The organism is Pseudophaeobacter sp. EL27 (assembly GCF_900313025.1).
Classification (GTDB): Bacteria; Pseudomonadota; Alphaproteobacteria; order Rhodobacterales; family Rhodobacteraceae; genus Pseudophaeobacter.
Map to the genome: position 1 here is coordinate 267,832 of NZ_OMPQ01000013.1, position 19,339 is coordinate 287,170.

A 19,339-nucleotide genomic window follows, 5' to 3' on the forward strand; every position below is an offset into this window, starting at 1 on the left:
CCTCCGCTCAGGCTTGAATTTACTCTTTTCAGCCCAGAGTGTGCGCATCCCTCATAGGGGTTTCAAGCCGCAATGCCGTGAGAGGCAAAAAACATAGCGGCACCTGCACAGAAGTTGCAGATGCCTCCAGATGCATTTGAATTCCAAGTTCCACCCCCAAAAGGCGCGTCCAGTTCAAGCTGCTTCAGGGCGACGGCCCCTTAGTCTGCGGGCAGAGCACCAGCGTCACGGGCAATAATCCGTTCAGGTGAAATAAGGCAATGATAATAAAGGCCGCCCCAGAAAGAGCCCCCTGCTTTCCAATTCATTGACATTGTTCACCTACTACATTCTCTCATTGAAATGTAGTGGAGCGGAACACGGGTGGACTGAACGCAATCAAGTTCTTTTCACTTGCGGAATTCACCTAACATTGGGATTTTACCCAATCTCCGCTACCATTGACAGAGCCTGTAGGGAGAAGAGTGTCATGTTTCGAAAAATCAGCCTATTCTGCCTAGCCCTGTTTGCGGCCCTGCCCGCAGCCGCACAGTCCATTTCCAATCATTTTGAAAAACACAGCGACAGTTGCTACCAGCGGTTTTACTCCGCCAGCCATCTGGCCAGCCATCCGGTGCAAAAGGTCGAGGCCATTCAGCTGTCGCATTTCAACCATGAGAGCCGCGCCATGCCCGGGGGGGAGATGAACCTGCGCATCGCAGTGCGGCTGCGGGGGCGCTCCACCTGGCAAACCCCGGTGATCTGCAGGTCACAGGGCAACCGGCTCTCCTGTGGGGTCGAATGTGACGGGGGACGCTTTGACGTGGTGGTCAAGAACGGTTCCTCGATCCTGATCACCGGTGGAACGGATATCTATTTCTCCGATTGCAATGCCAAGCCGCGCATTCTAGAGCGTGCGCCCGACGACAAGGTCTTTATGCTACACCGCCAACCGCTGTCCAACTGCCGCCCCTAGGCCTCCTGCCTAACTTGTGCCATCAACCGGGTCTTTTCGCCTGCATCACGCTCATCACTGATCCCCTGCACCAGATCCTCGAGCGAGGCAATGGAATGACCCGCGCGAAAGCTGTCCACATGGGGCAGCATGGCGCGAATGCCCTGAGCCTTGGCGGCAAAGCCATCCCAGCGCAGCAAGGGGTTAAGCCAGATCAGACGGCGCGCTGACAGGTGCAGCCGCTGCATCTCATGCGCCAGTGCCTTTGGGTCGTCCCGGTCCAGCCCGTCGGTGATCAGCAGCACCACGGCGCCCTGCCCCATGACCCGACGCGACCAATCGCGGTTGAACTCGTGCAGGCAGGCGCCGATCCGGGTGCCGCCCTCCCAATCCTGCGCCTCGGCGCCTGCCGCCGCCAGGGCTGCATCCACGTCGCGCGTCGCCATATGGCGGGTGATATTGGTCAGCCGGGTGCCAAAGGTAAATCCATGCACGCGGGCCCAACCCGCGCCTTTGGCATTGGCCACCGCATGCAGGAAATGCAGCACGATGCGGCTGTACTGGCTCATCGAGCCGGAGATATCGCAGATCACCACAAGATTGGGCCAGCGATGGCGCCGCTTGGCCCGGGCAATGGATTGGATATCGCCGCCCCGGCGCGCCGCCTCGCGAAAGGTGCGTCGCCAATCCGCCCTATCCCCGGATTTTGCCGCCATTAACCGACGCGATAACATCGGCTGCACCGGCAGTTTGATCTGGGCCAGCAGCCTCTTGGCCTGGGCCACTTCATCGGTGCTCATCTGTTCAAAATCCAAAGACCGCAGCCGCTCTTCTGAGGAGATCGTCAAAGAAGCGTCGACCTCAATTTCACTGCCGTCTTCCTCCTGGAGTTCGGGGGTATCCACATCCTGATTTGCGCCCTCCAGCAGCGCCTCGGCGGCGCGCTTTTCACCAGGTTTGGCGGCCTGTTCTTCCTGCACGCCCTTAATCGCTGGCAACAACGCCGCCATCATGCGTTCCAGAAACCGCGGATCGCGCCAATAAAGGCGGAATATCTGGGCAAAGACCACGCGATGCTCGGGCTTGGATACAAAACAGGCATGCAGCGCCCAGTAGAAATCCTGCCGCGAGGTGAAACCCGCCGCCGCCACTGCCTCAACCGCGTCGATCACCCGACCCGGCCCGATAGGCAGGCCTGCTTTGCGCAGAGCACGGGCAAAATGGGTGATGTTCTGCGCCAGTTTGGGGTTCTCTGGCAGGCTCAGCTCTGGCAGCTCGACCATTTAGACCTCGTCCAGGTCGGCACGGGCCTGATCCAGAATGCGCTTGGCCTCGGACCCCTGCAACTGGGAGATATCATCCTGATATTTCAGGATCGCCCCCAGTGTATCGGCAATCACCGCCGGCGAGAGGTCAATCACATCCAGCGCCAAAAGGCAGTTTGCCCAGTCGATGGTTTCGGCCACACCGGGTTTTTTGAACAGATCCTCGGTGCGCAGCTGCTGTACGAAGGCCACCACCTCGCGGCTGAGCTGCTCGGAGGCATCCGGCGCGCGCATTTTCAGGATTTCCACCTCGCGGTTAAAATCAGGATAGTCGACCCAGTGATACAGGCAGCGCCGCTTCAGCGCATCATGCACTTCGCGGGTGCGGTTCGAGGTCAGCACCACGATGGGCGGCTCTGGCGCCTTGATGGTGCCAAGCTCCGGGATGGTCACCTGAAAATCGCTGAGCGCTTCCAGCAGGAAGGCCTCAAAGGGTTCGTCCGTGCGGTCCAGCTCATCAATTAGTAGAACTGGCGGACCATTCTCATCCGGGCGCATGGCCTCCAACAGGGGCCGTTCCACCAGGAATTCATCCGAAAACAGCTCGGTTTGCAGACTGGCGCGATCCGCGCCCCCGGCAGCCTCGGCGGTACGAATGGCCACCATCTGGGCCGCAAAATTCCACTCATATACCGCAGAAGAGGCATCCAGCCCTTCGTAGCATTGCAGCCGGATCAACCGTCGCCCAAAGGCCGCCGCCAGTGCCTTGGCAATTTCGGTCTTCCCGACCCCGGCCTCGCCTTCCAGAAACAGGGGACGACCCAGTTTCAGCGACAAAAACACAATGGTCGCCAGCGGACGACCACAGACATAGCCCTGTTCTGTCAGCATCTGCTGGACGTGATCAATCGACTTTGCCTGTATCATTGGAAACCCTTCATCTGCCCGGCGCCCCTCTGGCACTTTGGTTCACCGCAACAGGCCATGTGGCGCGGTTTGGGTCAAGTCCATGAGACCTGCCGTTGCGTCCCTTCGCGCGCGCCTGCGCCCTAAATGATAACAACAGGTCCCAGAGGCAACACTCTTGCGACAGTGCAGTGCCCGGCGCCGCGCAATGATTGACCCCAGCCCCCGGCAATGCAAAACTGCCGCCAACAAGATAAGGCGCTCAACAAAGTAGCGCATTGAGGCAGACGGGTTTGAAACCCACAATCAGGCGCAGAAGACAGGACCTGTCCCTGTGCGAGCATATGAGGGGGGATGCGATATGCGCATCACCGCAGTCACCTGCGTGAAAAACGAAGGCCCTTTCCTGCTGGAGTGGATCGCCTTCAATCGTCTGATCGGCGTCACGGATTTTCTATTTTATTCAAATGATTGTACCGATGGCACCGCCGAGTTGCTGGACGCATTGGCAGCACGCGACATGCTCACCCATCTGCCCAACCCGGCAGAGGGGCGCAATTACCAGATGGAGGCTCTGAAAGATGCCGCCCATCAGCCCCTCGTGCAGGATGCCGATTGGATCTGGATCGCGGATGTGGATGAGTTCCTCAATATTCATGTGGGCGACCACAGCATCCCGGCCCTGATAGAGGCCTGCAAAGATCCCAAGGCTATTTCGATCAGTTTCCAGTTCTTTGCCAATGATGGAATTGAAGATTTTGTCGATGCGCCGGTGATTGCTCAGTTCACCCATTCACACAATCCCGATATCTGGTGCGCCGAGACGGCCATCGAGGTTAAAAGCCTGGTACGGCAGGACTTCCCGCTGAAATACTTCGGTGCCCACCGGCCCTTTTTCAAAAAGAACCTGCCGCCTCGGAAATATCCACGCTGGAGCGATGGGGCCGGGCGCGATGTGCCGCATAAGTTCCTTGTGGCTGACAACCCGCGCCGCATTCGCAAGTTCCCGGCCAAGGGCAGCCGCGCCTTTGCCACCCTCAACCACTATGCCCTGCGCTCGCTGGACAGCTATTTGGTCAAGAATGACCGGGGTGATGTGAACCGCGAGCACCGCGCCTTTGATGACAGCTACTGGCGTGAACGCAACGATCCCGCCTTTGAGGATCTCTCGATCCAACGCTACATGCCAGAGCTGACGGCAGCGCTGGAGGCGTTAAAATTCGATCCGGAGATTGCCCAATTGCACGCCACCTGCGTGACACGGCACCTGGAAAAACGCGATGCGCTTATGGCGCAGCCCAGCTATCAGGACATGCGTTCGCAGCTCCTGGCGACATCCACCCTGCCGCCCAAAGAAGAGGCGCTGCTGGAAGATCTGGGACTCTCCCCCAGCCAGACAGTGTGAGGGATGGCAATATGGAGCTAAAAGTTTTCAACCTCGGCCTGCCCAAATCGGGCACTACCACGCTGAACAAAGCGCTGACCCAGGCGGGCTATACCGTCGCGGATCATCGCTTAAAAGCGCGTGAAGAGGATCGCCCCGGCAAACGCCGCGTCTTTGTTGGCTCACTGCTTTACAAGGGGCTCTATGAGACCGGCGACCCAATGGCCTATATGAAGGACTATGATGCGGTCTCTGAGATCAGTTTTATCCATGGCAAATTCTCGGTCTGGCCGCAGTTTGATTTTGCCCTGATCAAGACCCTTCAGGATCTCTACCCGGAGCTGCGTTTCATCGCCACAAGGCGCGATGCCGAGAGCCATTCAAAATCAATCATGGCCTGGAACAATCTGGGCAGTACCCGATTACCTGGCAGTACGGTTCCCGGCCTGCCCATCGGCTATGGCAAGACCGCGGACCAGCAGATGTTATGGATCGACGGTCATTACGAGGCGCTGAAACACTGGTTTCGCGATGATCCCCGCTACCTGGAAATCAACGTGGCTGCGCCAGATGCGCAAGAGAAAGTCAGTGCTCATCTGGGGCGCGATCTGCCCTGGTGGGGCAAGGCCAATGTCAATCGGAAGGCGCAGAACAACTGATGCGGATCTATCTTCATATCGGCCTTGAACACACCGGCGCAGACCGGCTGCAAAAAATCATGGCAGACAAGCGGGACCAGCTGCGCAGCAAGGGTGTTTTGTTCCCGCGATCACCGGGCAGCAAAAACCACACCCGCCTGTTCATGGCGGTGACGGACCCTGATCACGTCGACCCGCTGCGCTATAACCGTGGCTATATCACCGCTGAGAAGCAAAATCGCCTCTACCAGACCCTGGAGCAGGAGCTGCAGCAGGAGGTCACGCAGGCCAAGCCTGACATCCTGATCCTGTCGGCCTCGCAGCTTGGCAGCAAATTGCATCGTCAAAGCGAGCTGGAGCGGTTGAAAGCCCTGCTTGCCCCCCTGTCTGACGACATTCAGGTTGTCGCCCACATCGATACCCCCGCCCGCGCCTTGGTGCACCATTACGGCTCCCAAATTCTGGAGGGACGCGATCGCTCGCTGTCACAGGAACTGGATCTGTGTGCAGGTTCAAACTGGTGGTCAGCCGCCCTGCAGACCTGCCCGCCAATGGACCCGCAGGCCGGTCAGTTTGAAGAAACCCAAGGCGCGCCCTTCTGGCTCGACTACCCGGCATTGCAGGCCCATTGGGAAGCGGTGTTTGGGGTTGGCTGCTTTAGCTTTCGCCCCTACGACGAAGACGCGGTCTACGGCGCCGAAGCCCCCAGTGAGATCTGCACCGCCTTTGGTATCGCAAGCCAGATCGGCCGCAGCCCGCTCGGCAAGGTCCCACAACACCCCTCGGCCAGTTGGCTGGCCCGCAGCCGACAGCTCAACATCCTGCTGTTGCAACTTCTGGCCCAGCGCAGCAAAATCCTGCCCCGCCAGCTGTGGCGCAGTTTCCTGAACGAGATTGCCATCGAAGGCGCCCCCATTGATCCCGCAACACTGGCGCCGGTGTCTCGGTTCTTTGCGGCGGCGAACCAGGATCTGGCAAAGCGCCACCCGGCGCTGAAGGCTGCCAAATTTGGCACCGATGAGCCAGCCACCGGTGAGACCGCGGACAAGGCAGCCAGCTGGCAGGAGGCCGCGCCTGAGCGCGGATTTCGTGCCTCGCAATATCTGTTGACCTTCATGCGCCGGATCAACAAGGCCACCAAGGAAGAGATGGAAGGCAAGGGCAGCGATCTGCAAGGCATGACCAAAGCCAAGGCGCCGCAACAGGAAACCCCCACCGCAACGGCCCTCAAGGTGATGACCCCGCGGGCCTTGGAAAACTTTGAGATGCTGCAGGGTTCCCCCTTTAAGCCGCACAACAATCTTGGCCAAAAAGGCGAGGACCTGCCGCAGCCCCCCTATAGCGAGATCCAACCGCGCCAACTGCCAGAAGGCAGCTCTGGCAATGTCATCGTTGGCTGCATGAAGAACGAGGCCCCCTATATTCTGGAATGGGTCGCCTATCACCGGGCCATGGGGGTGGATAACTTCTTGATTTATACCAATGGCTGCGAGGACGGCACCAGCGAGATCCTCGACCGGTTGCAAGAGATGGGCCTTCTGCAGCATCGCAACAATGATGATTGGAAAGGCAACTCGCCGCAGCAACATGCGCTCAATCAATCCCTGAAAGAGCCGGTGATCAGAGACGCCGACTGGATCATCCATATTGACGTGGATGAGTTCATGAACGTGCGCTGCGGCAATGGCACCCTGCAGGACCTGTTTGACCGGGTCCCGGACGCCAGCAATATCGCCATGACTTGGCGACTGTTTGGCTCCAACGATGTGATCAGCTTGAAGGATGAGTTTGTCACCGGACAGTTCGACGCCTGCGCCCCCAAACATTGCCCCAAACCACATACGGTCTGGGGGTTTAAAACCATGTTCAAAAACATCGGCGCCTATCAAAAGATCAGCTGCCACCGCCCCAACAAGCTGGAAGAAGAGTTTCGCAGCAAGGTGAAATGGGTCAATGGCTCGGGCAAGGATATGACCTCAGAAGCCGCGGATAATGGCTGGCGCAATTCCCGCAAATCCATCGGCTATGATCTGATCCAGCTGAACCACTATGCGCTGCGGTCTGCCGAGAGTTTCCTGGTGAAACGCCAGCGTGGTCGCGCCCTGCATGTGGATCGCTCGATCGGGATCAACTACTGGATCCGCATGGATTGGAACGACCACCGCGATGTCACCATCCAGCGCAATCAACCACGCCTACAGGCCGAATATGACCGTCTGATGCAGGATGACCAGCTGCGCGACTGGCATCAAAAGGGGCTGGAGTGGCACCGTGCCAAGGCAGATGAGCTGCATGGCATGGAGGAATTCGAAGAGCTTTACCAACAAGCTCTGACCCTTAAACTGACCGCAACCGAACGCGTCGCCTATGCGCTGGCGCTTGATGTGGAGAGCTGAGCCATGACTGAGACCGTCGAAAAGCAGAAAATGTTGAAATGCCGCGGTATGCGCTTTCCATTGGACCGCGCCATCTTGCCGCCACGCATCCGCGCCTTGCTGCGCGAAGGCAACTATGAAGCCAAAGAGGCCACCGCTGTGCGCAAGCTGGTCAAGGCTGACGATGTGGTAATGGAACTGGGCGCAGGCATTGGCTTCATGTCGACCCTGGTCGCCAAGAAAACTCCGGCCAAATCGGTGCATTCCTTTGAGGCCAACCCGCAGTTGATGCCCTATATCGCGCAGGTGCATTCCCTGAACGAAGTGACAAACGCCCATGTGACCAATGCTGTTCTGGGAGACAAGGATGGCACCGCGCCCTTCTATATCCGCAAGAACTTTCTCGCCTCCTCCCTGGACCCGATGGAAGATGCGGCAGACTGCACCGAGGTCGAAGTCCCAACCCGCAATGTAAATGCGGTGATCAAGGAGCTGCAACCCAGTGTCTTGATCTGCGACATCGAAGGCGCCGAGGCGGATCTTTTGCCCAAGATGGATCTCTCTGGTCTGCGCGCTGTGGTGATCGAAACCCACCCGCAATGGATCGGCAAAGAGGGTATGCAAAAAGTGTTTCGCTGCCTGGATGCGGCGGGTTTGGTGTTTTTCCCCCGCTGGTCGCATGGCAAGGTCGCTGTGTTTCGCTCTGATTGGTGACTGATGCGTTTTCTGGCAATCCTCACCGTTCGCAACGAAGGTGCCTTCCTGCTGGAATGGCTGGCCCACCACCGGGCTGTTGGGTTCACCGATTTTCTCGTTTTTTCAAATGATTGCCAGGATGGGACCGATGCCATTCTGGACAGGCTGGATGAGCTGGGTCAGCTCACCCATGTGCGCAACGACGGCCCCTATGGCAAGGGCGGCATCCAGTTCACCGCGATGAAACAGGCCGACAAACACCCGCTGATGCAACAGGCAGACTGGGTGCTGGCTCTGGATGTGGATGAGTTTGTCAATATCAAGACCGGCGATGGCACCCTGACCGACCTACTGGCAGCCCTGCCGCAGGCCGATGCTGTGACCCTGACCTGGCGCCTGTTCGGCAATGCCGATATCCTGCGTTTTGAAGACGCCCCGGTGACCGAACTGTTTCGCCGCTGCGCGCCGGAGGTCATGCACTGGCCCTGGCGTGCCTCCATGTTCAAGACGCTCTATCGCAACAATGGCACCTATCGCAAAACCGGTGTGCACCGGCCGCGCGACGTCAAGAACCCAGAACAGCTGGAGGCGTTTCGCTGGTTTGACTGTGAGGGTCGCGAGCTGGGTGAGGCCTTTAAGACGCGGCGACTGTTTTCCAATTATGGCCGCAACAACTACTCGCTGGCGCAGCTCAACCACTACCCGCTGGGCGCAATGGAAAGCTATATTCTAAAGGCGGATCGCGGTCGCGCGGTACATTCGGACCATATGTTGGGAACTGATTACTGGGTGGAGCGCAACTTCAACACTGCAAATGACGCCTCGATTGATCGCTACGCCCAGGCCCGCCAAGACCTGGAACAACAGCTACTGGCAGACAGCAAGCTGGCCAAACTGCGCACAGAGACGGTGGCCTGGCGACAAGAGAGGTTCCGCGAATTGATGCAGCTGGAACCCTATCGCGCCCTGTTTTCCCGCCTGCTGATGACGCCCCCCTCACGCCCGATCAATGCGGTAACCGCCCAGACACTGACAACCTTTGCCAATCTGGGTCGCGCTGCGCAAAAAGCCGCCGCCAAGGCGCAGCAGCCGTCAGACGCTGACAACTGAACACCGCCACCCCACATTCTGGTGCAACCTCCTGCCACCGGAAACCTTTCAGTTTTGCGTTCTGACGGGTGCAATCTCCCAGAAGGGACAGCAAAGCGACCAGAGTTTTTCCAATTTTGGCCGCATTCCTTGCCTAAATCTTAGCCTTAGCGACCGCTGTAATGGTTTGTGTAAGGAAAGTTTGGTTATGCAAGAGAACCTCGAGATCTTGGACGAAGACCTGTCCGGTCTGAAACCCGCCCAGTGGGAGAAGCGTCTTGCTGCCATCACCGAGGAGCTGGGCATGTTCCAGCCTCTGGGGCCCAAACACTGCGCCACCTTTCTGGATCAGGGCAATACGCTTTTGGTCACTTTTGAAACGGTCCAGGGCATTCACAATCTGTCAAAACTGGCACAGCCCCTGGGCTTTGACATGGTCAAAAGCCAGGGCTGGTCGCATCTGGGCCTGCTCTCCAGCGGCGACACCTGGTTTCGCAACGAACGGGTCTATGGCTTTTTTGACCAGCTGATCGATGATGGTTTCTTTGACGAGTTTGACAATGTGATCTTTTATGGCGCTGGCCCCTGCGGCTATGCGGCTGCGGCCTACTCGGTTGCATCCCCCGGCGCGACAGTGGTCGCGATCCAGCCGCAGGCCACTCTGGACCCGCGGATGACCGAATGGGACGACCGCTTTGTGGAAATGCGCCGGGTCTCCTTTACAGATCGCTATGGCTACGCGCCCGACATGCTGGATGCTGCCAAACAGGCCTTTGTCTTTTATGACCCCTATGAACAGCTCGACGCCATGCATGCGTCCCTGTTCAGCCGCAAAAACGTCTCTCGCTTGCGGGTGCCCCACCTCGGCGCCGCGGTGCAAACCCGCATGATCGAGATGGGTATCCTCAACACGATATTGGAAAAGGCCGCCTCCGAAGAATTGACCGACGCCCTGTTTGCCCAGCTGTTCCGGGCACGACGTGACGATTCTTCCTACCTGCGCGCCCTGATGGCACGCCTGGATCAGCAGGATCGCCCCTTCCTCCAGGTTCTGTTGTGCCGCAATGTGCTGGCCCGCGCCCGCGCCCCACGCTTTCGCCGCCGCTTGCAAAACCTGGAACAACGCGCCGCAGAGGGCGAATTCGAGCTCCCGTCGAATCTCTAATCTCGTCCCGTCTTTACAAAGGCCGTCGCCGCAAAACCTGCACCTTTGACCTGAAACAGGCCACAGGGGTGTAGAAATGCGCGCTCTGGATGTTGTGCCGCAGCCCCCGGCTTCTTTCCCTTTTGCCGCAGCTGTGCTAACGCGGCGCCATGACCCAGCACCAGATTCAAAGCCTCACCCTGACCCGCCCCGATGACTGGCATCTGCACCTGCGCGATGGCGCAATGCTCCAGGCCGTCCTGCCCGAAACCGCCCGTGATTTTGGCCGTGCCATCATCATGCCAAATCTGGTCCCGCCAGTGGTAACCGGTGCCCAGGCCGCCGCCTACCGCGACCGTATTCTGGCCGCCCTGCCTGAAGGCATGGTTTTTGAGCCTCTGATGACTCTCTATCTGACCGAGGATACCGACCCGGCAGATGTGGCCGCAGCCCATGCCTCGGGTCTGGTCAAAGCCGTCAAGCTCTATCCAGCGGGCGCCACCACCAATTCCAGCAGCGGCGTCAGCAATTTCGACAATGTCCGCCCGGTGCTGGAGAAAATGGCCGAAATCGGCCTGCCACTCTGTACCCATGGTGAAGTCACCGACCACGACATTGATATCTTCGACCGCGAGGCGGTCTTTATCGACCGTGTCCTCGACCCGATCCGCCGCGCCACTCCCGGACTGCGGGTGGTGATGGAACATATCACCACCAAAAACGCTGCCGATTATGTCGCCAGCCAGGATCAGGACCTCGGGGCCACCATCACCACCCATCACCTGATCATCAACCGCAACCATATCCTGGTGGGCGGCATCAAGCCCCATTACTATTGCCTGCCGGTGGCCAAACGCGAAGAGCACCGCTTGGCGCTGCGCGCGGCCGCCACATCCGGAGATGCGCGCTACTTCCTCGGCACCGACTCTGCACCACATGTGGACGCCGCCAAAGAAAGCGGCTGTGGCTGTGCGGGCTGTTTCACCGCCACCAACACCATGCCGCTGCTGGCCCATGTCTTTGAGGAAGAAGGCAAGCTGGAGAACCTGGAAAAATTCGCCAGCCAGAACGGCCCCGCTTTCTACCGCCTGCCAGAGAACCCAGACCAAATCACGCTGGTCAAATCCGAGAGCGCGACCCAGTTCCCGGCCAAGATCGCCTCTGATGACGGCCCCGTCACCCTCTTTGACCCTGGCTACCCGATCTACTGGTCGGTGGCCTGACCGCCCCCCGCAGCCGATATCATCTTTCCCCAAATATTCCCGCCGGAGGCATCCGCCCTCGTCTCTGGCGCCCAGGCTTTCGAAGGATAGACCATGATCCCGACCTCCTACCCCACCCGCGAAGAAATCGCCCGCCTCTCAGCCCGGATGCTGCTGGAAATCGGCGCTGTGAATTTCAACGCGCGTGAGCCCTATACCCTGGCCTCCGGCCTGCCCTCGCCCAGCTATGTGGACTGCCGCAAGCTGATCTCCTTCCCGCGCATCCGCACCACCTTGATGGATTTTCTCACCATCACCGTGATGCGCAACGCCGGTTTTGAAGCCTTCGACAATATCGCCGGCGGCGAGACCGCAGGCATTCCCTTTGGTGCCCTGGTGGCCGAGCGCATGGCGCTGCCCATGACCTATGTACGCAAAAAGCCCAAAGGCTACGGCCGCAACGCCCGCATTGAAGGCGTGATGACGGAAGATCAGCGCGTCTTGCTGGTGGAAGACATGACCACCGATGGCGGCTCCAAACTGTCCTTTGTCGATGCCATCCGCGAGACCGGCGCCAACTGCGGCCACACAGCCGTAATCTTCTATTATGACATCTTCCCCGAAACCACCAAGCGCCTGGGCGACCACGGGGTTGAGCTGCATTATCTTTGCACCTGGTGGGATGTTCTGGCCGAAGCCAAAGAACAAAAAGCCTTTGACGCAGAGACCCTGACCGAGGTTGAGAGCTTCCTCAAGGATCCGCGCGCCTGGCAAGAGGCCAACAAAAAGACCTAGGTCGCAAAAATCCGCCGATCAGTGAAAAGGTCGTTCCAACAGGGAACGGCCTTTTCTGTTGCAGGTATAGGTTTTGCGCCGGAGACCTGAGGCCAGCTAAAGCTATCCCCGGCTTATCCACAGAGATTTCCCGATACCAAAACGTGGCAAAGCGCTTTACAACTTGCGCTCAAAGCAAAGAGAGCAGCAATGAACGATATTCCCCCCAGCGCGCCCCTGCCGGACGAAATGCCTGACCATATCTCCAGCGAAATGCCGGATGAGATGGCGCATGACATGGTGGGCGATGCCGTCCCGGTTGGGCAGGCTTTGGCGCCGATTGGACAAAGTGGCATGGCTGTTGCCTCGGCAACGAATGTTGAGGCCGCAATCGAACTACCGCATTCGGTCGAGGCCGAACAGCAGCTCTTGGGCGCGATCCTGACCAACAATGATGTTTATGACCGTATTGCCTCGATCATCAATGCCACCCATTTCTACGATCCGGTCCACACTCGCATCTATGAAATTGCCGCAGCGCGGATTTCCAAAAACGCCCTGGCCTCGCCGGTAACACTCAAGGCCTTTATGGAGGATGACGAGGGGCTGAAAGAACTCGGCGGCCCTGCTTATCTGGCCAAACTGGCGGGCGCGTCGATCTCCGCCTTTGCGGTACGCGACTATGCGCAGATGATCTATGATCTGGCGATCCGGCGCGAACTCATTGCCCTCGGCCAAAGCATCGCCGACAAGGCGCGTCGCGTCGATGTGGCCTCCGAACCCAAGGAGCAAATCGTCGAGGCCGAACAATCGCTCTATCAGCTGGCCGAACAGGGCCAGACTGAAAGCGGCTTTAAAAGCTTTCTCAAGGCCGTAACTGAGGCAGTCAATGTCACCAATGAGGCCTATCAGCGTGGCGGCGGCATGGCCGGCGTTTCCACAGGCCTGGCCGATCTCGACAAACAGCTCGGCGGCTTGCACCCCTCGGATTTGCTGATCCTGGCGGGGCGTCCCTCGATGGGGAAAACCTCCCTGGCCACCAACATCGCCTTTAACGTCGCCAAGGCCTATAAAAAAGGCACCAAACCCGATGGGACTGAAGGCGCCATTGATGGCGGCGTGGTTGGCTTTTTCTCACTCGAGATGTCCGCCGAACAGCTGGCGGGCCGGGTTCTGGCCGAGGCAAGCGAGATTTCCTCTCACAAGATCCGTCAGGGTGACATGACCGAGGGCGAATTCCGCCGCTTTGTTCAGGCCGCCAAGGATCTGGAAAGCTGCCCGCTGTTCATCGACGACACCCCTGCCCTGCCGATCTCGCAGCTGGCGGCGCGCGCAAGACGTCTGAAACGGACCCATGGGTTGGATGTTCTGGTGATTGACTACCTACAGCTCTGCCGCGGCATGGCGGAAAACCGGGTGAACGAGATCGCCGAGATCTCGATGGGGATGAAGGCCATCGCCAAGGAGCTGCAGATCCCTGTGATCGCCCTGTCCCAGTTGTCGCGTCAGGTGGAAAATCGAGACGACAAACGCCCGCAGCTGTCGGATCTGCGGGAATCCGGCTCGATCGAACAGGATGCCGACGTGGTGATGTTCGTGTTCCGCGAGGAATACTACAAGGAACGCGAAAAGCCCGGCGATCACGAGCTGGACAAGATGGAAGAGTGGAAAACCGCGATGGAGCGGCTGCACGCCAAGGCCGAAGTCATCGTCGGAAAGCAGCGTCACGGCCCCATCGGCACGGTAGAGCTGTCCTTTACCGCCGAATTCACCCGCTTTGGCAATCTGGCCAAGGAATGGCAGAATGGCCCACGCGAAGACGAGTATTGAGGCGGATCAGTCCAGGTTGATAACAAGCGCCTGACCCTGGGTGGGTGCAAAGCGCCCTCCCGTGGGGAGGGTCGGGCGCTGCCCTGCATCCCGCCGGGTGGTGTCTCCATGAGCGCACCTCTCTTTCCTGTCTGCCCGGTGACAAACTAAAACCAACGCTCGTCTCCTAAACTGGCCCTTGGGCCAATTTCTGCTTCGCGCCCACTTCGACGGATGCTGCGCAATGGGCGAAGGTCTGCTTCAGTAGCAATCCCCTCTGATCACCCATGAATCAACAGTCTTGAATATATAGAATGAACCTGCATCGCCGAGAAACATTTTGCCTTTGTCGGTCGTGTCGACTTGAAAGAAGAACTGCGCATCTTTTGGCCAATCAGCACCCTGAATCCATGTAGGCCAACCGCCAACTTTTACCGGGTACTTGTTGCGAAGTTCGTAATATCGATCAGATGAGTATTTGCTTTTAAAGAACCAATCATCTGCGGAAGCTTGCGCAACATTTGTTGGCAGTTCGTCGGCCATGTCTTCCCAGCTTGGTTGTTCAGATATCGTTTCACGCCAGAAAATTGGAAAAGTGGGTAGCTCAGAGCTTTCTCTGTAACCGACCCCAAGAGGGACAAGATTATAGATGTCAGTGTACGTCCGAACAAGAAACCCATTGCCGTTTTCTGCACCCCAAAAGGTTGATGATTGCAAATCCATCCAAATATTTATGACTGCAAACCCTTCGAAGGCGGGAGGAATTTCTGGTAATTCATCAACACGAATTTGCAGCACAGGATGCATAGCCCGCCCCGATTGGCTGCATACTGGGACATCCTCATCTTGCGCACCTAGAAAATTTCCACCCCACCAGCTCGCAGCCCTATTTCCCTCTTGGGGTTTCCTCCCGCCGATCTCCCCGAGAATTGCAGTTGTCGCCAGTTCATCCAGCCGATTCACAGCAGTTTGTTTTTCCTGCTGTGTGGGTTCGGCAGCCTTGGTGTCCGAGATCTTAGGTCGGGCAACTGGTTGGGAAAATAGAGACTTAACCCAGTCTAAAAATGGCATGTCATCTTCTTCCTAGAACTATCGTCTGCTTAATATCTGGAAAGGCTATAGAACGATAGCAGTCATTCGCGCTGTTACAGAGAATGGCAAGAAGGTCCGCATAGCTGCCCTTCAAGGATCGCAACAATCAAGTGTTTCACCAATTACCAAAGCGCCGCTTTGGCAGCGCCCGAACCGCCCCCACGGGGCGGGCGCTTCGCTTCCCCCCTCGGTTCGGACGCGGTGGCCTTCTGAAATGGTCCAATGGCGATTTGGCCCTTGTCTTGGACACTGGACACCTTTGGTGCCCCAAACCAGCCACAAGCCGCCCAATGCCATCACACCTAGCAGTTTTCCCCACGAATTCCTCTTGACCCCTGCCCTGCGCATGTCAAGAACGGGGCATGAGCACGGCTAAACTGACAATCAATCTCGATGCGCTGGTGACCAACTGGCAGAATCTAAACGCCATGACCAACTGCGAAACCGCAGCCGTGGTCAAGGCAAACGGCTATGGGCTGGATGCAGGCCGCGTGGCCAAGGCATTGGCCAAGGGCGGCGCGCGCAATTTCTTTGTCGCCGCCGCCGAAGAAGGCGTAGCGCTGCGCCGCGCCCTCGGCCCCGGTCCCGGCATTTCGGTGTTTTCCGGCCATATGGAGGGCGACACCAAGCTGCTGAAGGAATTCCAGCTGGCGCCAATGTTGAACTCGCTGGACCAGATGCTGCGTCATTTCGAGACCCTGCCCGGCCATACCTTTGGGGTGCAGCTGGACTCTGGCATGAACCGCCTCGGCATGGAGCCCGCCGAATGGGCCGCCGTGCGCGATATCGCCCTGGGGCAAAAACCCGTGCTGCTGATGTCGCATCTGGCCTGCAGTGATGAGCCGGGTCATCCGATGAACGCCCAGCAATTGCAGACCTTCCGCGAAATGACCGATGGGCTGGAAGTACCGCGCTCATTGGCGGCCACCGGCGGCATCATTCTGGGGCGCGACTACCACTTTGATCTCTGCCGTCCGGGCGTGGGTCTTTATGGCGGCGAGCCCTACGGCGATGCGGTTCCGGTGGTTCAGCTGGACCTGCCGGTCATTCAGATCCGCGATGTAGAGCCCGGCGAAAGCGTCGGCTATGGCAATGCCTGGGTAGCCCAGGTGCCCAGCCGCATCGCCACTGTTGCAGCCGGCTATGCCGATGGGCTGCACCGTGCCCTGATGAACGGCGGCATTGATCTCTTTGCCGGAGACATTCGCTGCCCGGTGGTGGGCCGTGTTTCGATGGATCTGATCACCGTGGATGTTACCGCCCTGGCCGAGGTGCCTGCCAGCCTGACCATCCTCAACGAGGTGCAGACCGTCGACACCCTGGCCGAAGCTGCCGGAACCATCGGCTATGAGGTACTCACCTCAATGGGCCATCGCTACGCACGGACCTATCAAGGATGAACCCTTTGAGCCTACTGGCCCGGCTGGGTCGCGCCTCACTGGCGGCGCTGGCCATGATTGGACGAGTGGCCCTGTTTGCCATCTCGACCTTCACCCATATGCTGCGCCCGCCCTATTACCCGCGCGAGCTGGCCCTGTCCTTACTGCAGATCGGCTGGCTGTCACTGCCCGTGGTAGCGCTGACGGCGGTCTTTACCGGCGGCGCGCTGGCCCTGCAGATCTATGCCGGTGGTGCGCGGTTTAATGCCGAAGCCGTGGTGCCGCAGATCGTTGCCATTGGCATGGTGCGTGAACTGGGTCCCGTCCTGGTTGGCCTGATGATAGCCGCCCGGGTGACCTCTTCGATCGCTGCAGAGATCGCCACCATGAAGGTGACTGAACAGATTGATGCCCTGGTGACGCTCTCGACCAATCCGATGCAATATCTTGTCGCGCCGCGGGTGCTGGCAGCGCTGCTCACAGTGCCGCTGCTGGTTGGTGTCGGTGATATCATCGGCATTGCCGGAGGTTACACAGTCTCGGTTCATAACCTGGGGTTCAATTCGGCGGCCTATCTGAAAAACACCGTCGACTTCCTGGAGCCGCTGGATGTGATCTCCTCTTTGGTCAAAGGCGCCTTCTTTGGCGTCATCGCCGCCACCATGGGCTGCTACTACGGCATGCAATCCGGCCGTGGTGCCCAGGGCGTCGGCCGCGCCACCAAAGCCTCGGTCGAGGCCGCCGCAGTGCTGATCCTGGCGACCAACTTTATCCTCACAGGGGTGTTCTTCTCGCTATGACAGCCATGACACAGGGCAAGCTCCCCCACCCGATGATCAAGATGGACCAGGTTCACAAGGCCTTTGGAGACAATCGCGTGCTGCGTGGAATGGATTTGGAGATTCCCAAAGGCAGCTCGATGGTGATCATCGGCGGCTCCGGTACCGGAAAATCCGTCGCGCTCAAGAGCGTCTTGGGACTGATAACACCGGATAGTGGCGAGATCTTTGTCGATGGCAAACCTGCTGGCGCCGGCGACCGCGATGCCTTTCTCGCCCGCTTTGGTATGTTGTTTCAGGGCGGCGCGTTGTTTGACTCGCTGCCTGTTTGGCAGAATGTCGCCTTTCGCCTGATGCGCGGCGCGCTGAAACGCCCCGCCCATGAGGCCCGCGAAATCGCTATCGAGAAACTGCGCCGGGTCGGGCTGAAGCCGGATGTGGCAGATCGCCTGCCAGCTGAGCTGTCGGGTGGCATGCAAAAACGTGTTGGCCTCGCCCGTGCCATCGCCGCTGAGCCGGAAATCATCTTCTTCGACGAGCCCACCACGGGTCTGGACCCGATCATGTCCGGGGTTATCAACGATCTGATCCGCGAGATCGTGGTGGAGATGGGCGCCACAGCGATGACCATCACCCATGACATGTCATCTGTGCGCGCCATCGCCGACAATGTCGCCATGCTGCACGACGGCGTGATCCAATGGGCGGGCCCGGTGGCGGATATGGATCAATCAGGCGATCCTTATCTCGACCAATTCATCCACGGCCGGGCAGAGGGGCCGATCGAGGCTGTGCGCTAAGAGCCATGACGGAATGCTTCTCATTGCTGGAAAGCCTGCGACCGCACCCTCACCCCTACCTGACGATTGCGTCAGTAAGTCTTATTTCACTGCCCGTGGCCGCAGGTCTTGCCCTCGTTGCGAAGCGCTTAAGAAAGCAGATCTCTCCCAATGTGGTATTGGGAATTTTCACCGGGACCTTATGGACAGGATGGCTCGCCCTTGACGTGCTGTTTTTTGGCACAAGCCAAAAATTGATCCCTCGAGACCTACGCACACCAATCTCGGTCCTGTTGTTTCTCAGCACTATGGGCGATTGGATAATACAGGCAATTCGGAGCAGGTTTCGCCCCTTTTGGAGCGATGCAGTTGTGGTTTTGCTCATACTTGCAGTGCCGATTGCCAGTATCGCCTATTCGAACACTCCAAAGCCCCCTAAACCTCCCAGATGCACAGACGTGCAAATGTTGTCGGAATGACTTTCCTTTTTCACTAACTTACAGACCTATATCTTCGCCTCTGACTACCATAGTGTTGTCAGGGGCGCGCAAAATAGTCGAATACTGGTTTTCACAGCTGTCGGATCGCCATGACCCTACAAATAGCCACTCTCTCATTGCTGATCCTCTATCCCATTGCCTGGTTTGCCCCCTTGATGCGCGCCGGACTGCTACCGGTCTTTGGTCTGAGTGAAATTTCTGTGATCACCGGGTTGCAAAGCCTCTGGGGCAGCGACGCACCTTTGGCTTTGATCGTCACCTTCTTTGCGATTTTTGCTCCCTACCTCAAGACCATCGGTCTAGCGCTGGTGCAATGGGATCTTCTGGATACCAAGGTGCTGCCCGTCCTGCATGTTCTGGGCAAGCTCGCCATGGCAGATATATTCCTCATTGCGCTCTACATCACTCTGGCCAAGGGCATTGGCTACGCGACAATCGAGGTGGCTTGGGGACTCTATATGTTCACCGCCTGCATTGCCGCTTCCTTGATCCTCAGCCTGCTAACAGAACGATCCCTGCGCCGTGCAAACTATTAGAGGGCTTTGCCCCCTCACGCCTTCGGCGCTCACCCCCAGGATGCTTTTAGCCAAATGA

17 protein-coding genes are annotated in these 19,339 nt (G+C 58.4%); 14 read left to right on the forward strand and 3 right to left on the reverse strand.

The features are described 5' to 3' along the window. Positions 1–469: 469 nt before the first annotated feature. Positions 470–955 (forward strand): hypothetical protein, encoded by a 486-nt coding sequence (locus ED661_RS16440; RefSeq protein ID WP_122075106.1) that lies wholly within the window; start codon positions 470–472, stop codon positions 953–955. Here ED661_RS16440 and ED661_RS16445 read toward each other — a convergent pair. After that, positions 952–2,217, reverse strand: coding sequence for a VWA domain-containing protein (locus tag ED661_RS16445; protein WP_122075108.1), 1,266 nt, complete (start codon positions 2,215–2,217; stop codon positions 952–954). The genes ED661_RS16440 and ED661_RS16445 overlap by 4 nt on opposite strands. Further along, a complete protein-coding gene (locus tag ED661_RS16450; protein ID WP_122075109.1) occupies positions 2,218–3,126 on the reverse strand; it encodes a MoxR family ATPase in 909 nt (302 codons plus the stop codon). A 340-nt stretch (positions 3,127–3,466) separates the two neighbouring features. On the opposite strand from ED661_RS16450, the gene ED661_RS16455 reads away from it, so the two are divergent. The 9 genes from ED661_RS16455 to ED661_RS16495 all read left to right on the forward strand — a co-directional run bounded on the left by ED661_RS16455 (position 3,467) and on the right by ED661_RS16495 (position 14,237). After that, complete coding sequence (locus ED661_RS16455; protein WP_122075111.1) at positions 3,467–4,510, forward strand: glycosyltransferase family 2 protein; 1,044 nt, start codon at positions 3,467–3,469, stop codon at positions 4,508–4,510. An 11-nt stretch (positions 4,511–4,521) separates the two neighbouring features. Then, the gene (locus ED661_RS16460) at positions 4,522–5,148 is read left to right on the forward strand and encodes a sulfotransferase (protein ID WP_122075123.1); all 627 of its coding nucleotides are present in this window, start codon (positions 4,522–4,524) and stop codon (positions 5,146–5,148) included. After that, positions 5,148–7,523, forward strand: coding sequence for a glycosyltransferase family 2 protein (locus ED661_RS16465; protein WP_122075125.1), 2,376 nt, complete (start codon positions 5,148–5,150; stop codon positions 7,521–7,523). Before ED661_RS16460 ends, ED661_RS16465 begins: the two co-directional genes overlap by 1 nt. Before the next feature lie 3 nt (positions 7,524–7,526). Beyond that, on the forward strand, positions 7,527–8,216 hold the full coding sequence (locus ED661_RS16470) for an FkbM family methyltransferase (RefSeq protein ID WP_122075126.1): 690 nt from the start codon (positions 7,527–7,529) through the stop codon (positions 8,214–8,216). Positions 8,217–8,219: 3 nt separating this feature from the next. Further along, the gene (locus ED661_RS16475; protein WP_122075128.1) at positions 8,220–9,308 is read left to right on the forward strand and encodes a glycosyltransferase family 2 protein; all 1,089 of its coding nucleotides are present in this window, start codon (positions 8,220–8,222) and stop codon (positions 9,306–9,308) included. Between the two features lie 187 nt (positions 9,309–9,495). Then, on the forward strand, positions 9,496–10,452 hold the full coding sequence (locus tag ED661_RS16480; protein WP_122075130.1) for a phosphoadenosine phosphosulfate reductase: 957 nt from the start codon (positions 9,496–9,498) through the stop codon (positions 10,450–10,452). A 149-nt stretch (positions 10,453–10,601) separates the two neighbouring features. Continuing rightward, positions 10,602–11,654: a dihydroorotase gene (gene pyrC / locus ED661_RS16485; protein ID WP_122075132.1), complete on the forward strand. Its 1,053-nt coding sequence runs from the start codon at positions 10,602–10,604 to the stop codon at positions 11,652–11,654. A gap of 93 nt (positions 11,655–11,747) precedes the next feature. Next, a complete protein-coding gene (locus ED661_RS16490) occupies positions 11,748–12,428 on the forward strand; it encodes an orotate phosphoribosyltransferase (RefSeq protein WP_122075134.1) in 681 nt (226 codons plus the stop codon). A gap of 333 nt (positions 12,429–12,761) precedes the next feature. Further along, on the forward strand, positions 12,762–14,237 hold the full coding sequence (locus ED661_RS16495) for a replicative DNA helicase (RefSeq protein WP_254054875.1): 1,476 nt from the start codon (positions 12,762–12,764) through the stop codon (positions 14,235–14,237). Positions 14,238–14,477: 240 nt separating this feature from the next. On the opposite strand, the gene ED661_RS16500 is transcribed toward ED661_RS16495, so the two are convergent. Further along, a complete protein-coding gene (locus tag ED661_RS16500) occupies positions 14,478–15,287 on the reverse strand; it encodes a DUF1963 domain-containing protein (protein WP_122075138.1) in 810 nt (269 codons plus the stop codon). 383 nt (positions 15,288–15,670) lie between these two features. Between ED661_RS16500 and alr the strand changes: the two genes are divergently transcribed. From alr to ED661_RS16525, 4 genes are all read left to right on the forward strand, one after another. Next, positions 15,671–16,708 (forward strand): alanine racemase, encoded by a 1,038-nt coding sequence (gene alr, locus ED661_RS16505; RefSeq protein WP_122075140.1) that lies wholly within the window; start codon positions 15,671–15,673, stop codon positions 16,706–16,708. Next, positions 16,705–17,487 carry an ABC transporter permease gene (locus ED661_RS16510; protein ID WP_122075142.1) on the forward strand — a complete coding sequence of 261 codons (783 nt, stop codon included), beginning with the start codon at positions 16,705–16,707 and terminating at the stop codon, positions 17,485–17,487. The genes alr and ED661_RS16510 overlap by 4 nt, the downstream gene beginning before the upstream one ends. Before the next feature lie 32 nt (positions 17,488–17,519). After that, positions 17,520–18,266 carry an ABC transporter ATP-binding protein gene (locus tag ED661_RS16515; protein ID WP_122075483.1) on the forward strand — a complete coding sequence of 249 codons (747 nt, stop codon included), beginning with the start codon at positions 17,520–17,522 and terminating at the stop codon, positions 18,264–18,266. A 568-nt stretch (positions 18,267–18,834) separates the two neighbouring features. Next, positions 18,835–19,281, forward strand: a complete 447-nt coding sequence (locus ED661_RS16525) for a paraquat-inducible protein A (RefSeq protein WP_122075145.1) — start codon at positions 18,835–18,837, stop codon at positions 19,279–19,281. Positions 19,282–19,339 lie beyond the last annotated feature (58 nt).

Bases quoted from the DNA above. Each gene is read 5' to 3' on its own strand.
- ED661_RS16510 (WP_122075142.1), top strand. From the start codon at position 16,705: ATGAACCCTTTGAGCCTACTGGCCCGGCTGGGTCGCGCCTCACTGGCG.
- ED661_RS16440 (WP_122075106.1), top strand. From the start codon at position 470: ATGTTTCGAAAAATCAGCCTATTCTGCCTAGCCCTGTTTGCGGCCCTG.
- ED661_RS16455 (WP_122075111.1), top strand. From the start codon at position 3,467: ATGCGCATCACCGCAGTCACCTGCGTGAAAAACGAAGGCCCTTTCCTG.
- pyrC (WP_122075132.1), top strand. From the start codon at position 10,602: ATGACCCAGCACCAGATTCAAAGCCTCACCCTGACCCGCCCCGATGAC.
- ED661_RS16470 (WP_122075126.1), top strand. From the start codon at position 7,527: ATGACTGAGACCGTCGAAAAGCAGAAAATGTTGAAATGCCGCGGTATG.
- ED661_RS16450 (WP_122075109.1), bottom strand. From the start codon at position 3,126: ATGATACAGGCAAAGTCGATTGATCACGTCCAGCAGATGCTGACAGAA.
- ED661_RS16465 (WP_122075125.1), top strand. From the start codon at position 5,148: ATGCGGATCTATCTTCATATCGGCCTTGAACACACCGGCGCAGACCGG.
- ED661_RS16500 (WP_122075138.1), bottom strand. From the start codon at position 15,287: ATGCCATTTTTAGACTGGGTTAAGTCTCTATTTTCCCAACCAGTTGCC.
- alr (WP_122075140.1), top strand. From the start codon at position 15,671: ATGAGCACGGCTAAACTGACAATCAATCTCGATGCGCTGGTGACCAAC.
- ED661_RS16475 (WP_122075128.1), top strand. From the start codon at position 8,220: ATGCGTTTTCTGGCAATCCTCACCGTTCGCAACGAAGGTGCCTTCCTG.
- ED661_RS16490 (WP_122075134.1), top strand. From the start codon at position 11,748: ATGATCCCGACCTCCTACCCCACCCGCGAAGAAATCGCCCGCCTCTCA.
- ED661_RS16445 (WP_122075108.1), bottom strand. From the start codon at position 2,217: ATGGTCGAGCTGCCAGAGCTGAGCCTGCCAGAGAACCCCAAACTGGCG.
- ED661_RS16525 (WP_122075145.1), top strand. From the start codon at position 18,835: ATGACCCTACAAATAGCCACTCTCTCATTGCTGATCCTCTATCCCATT.
- ED661_RS16515 (WP_122075483.1), top strand. From the start codon at position 17,520: ATGATCAAGATGGACCAGGTTCACAAGGCCTTTGGAGACAATCGCGTG.
- ED661_RS16460 (WP_122075123.1), top strand. From the start codon at position 4,522: ATGGAGCTAAAAGTTTTCAACCTCGGCCTGCCCAAATCGGGCACTACC.
- ED661_RS16480 (WP_122075130.1), top strand. From the start codon at position 9,496: ATGCAAGAGAACCTCGAGATCTTGGACGAAGACCTGTCCGGTCTGAAA.
- ED661_RS16495 (WP_254054875.1), top strand. From the start codon at position 12,762: ATGGCTGTTGCCTCGGCAACGAATGTTGAGGCCGCAATCGAACTACCG.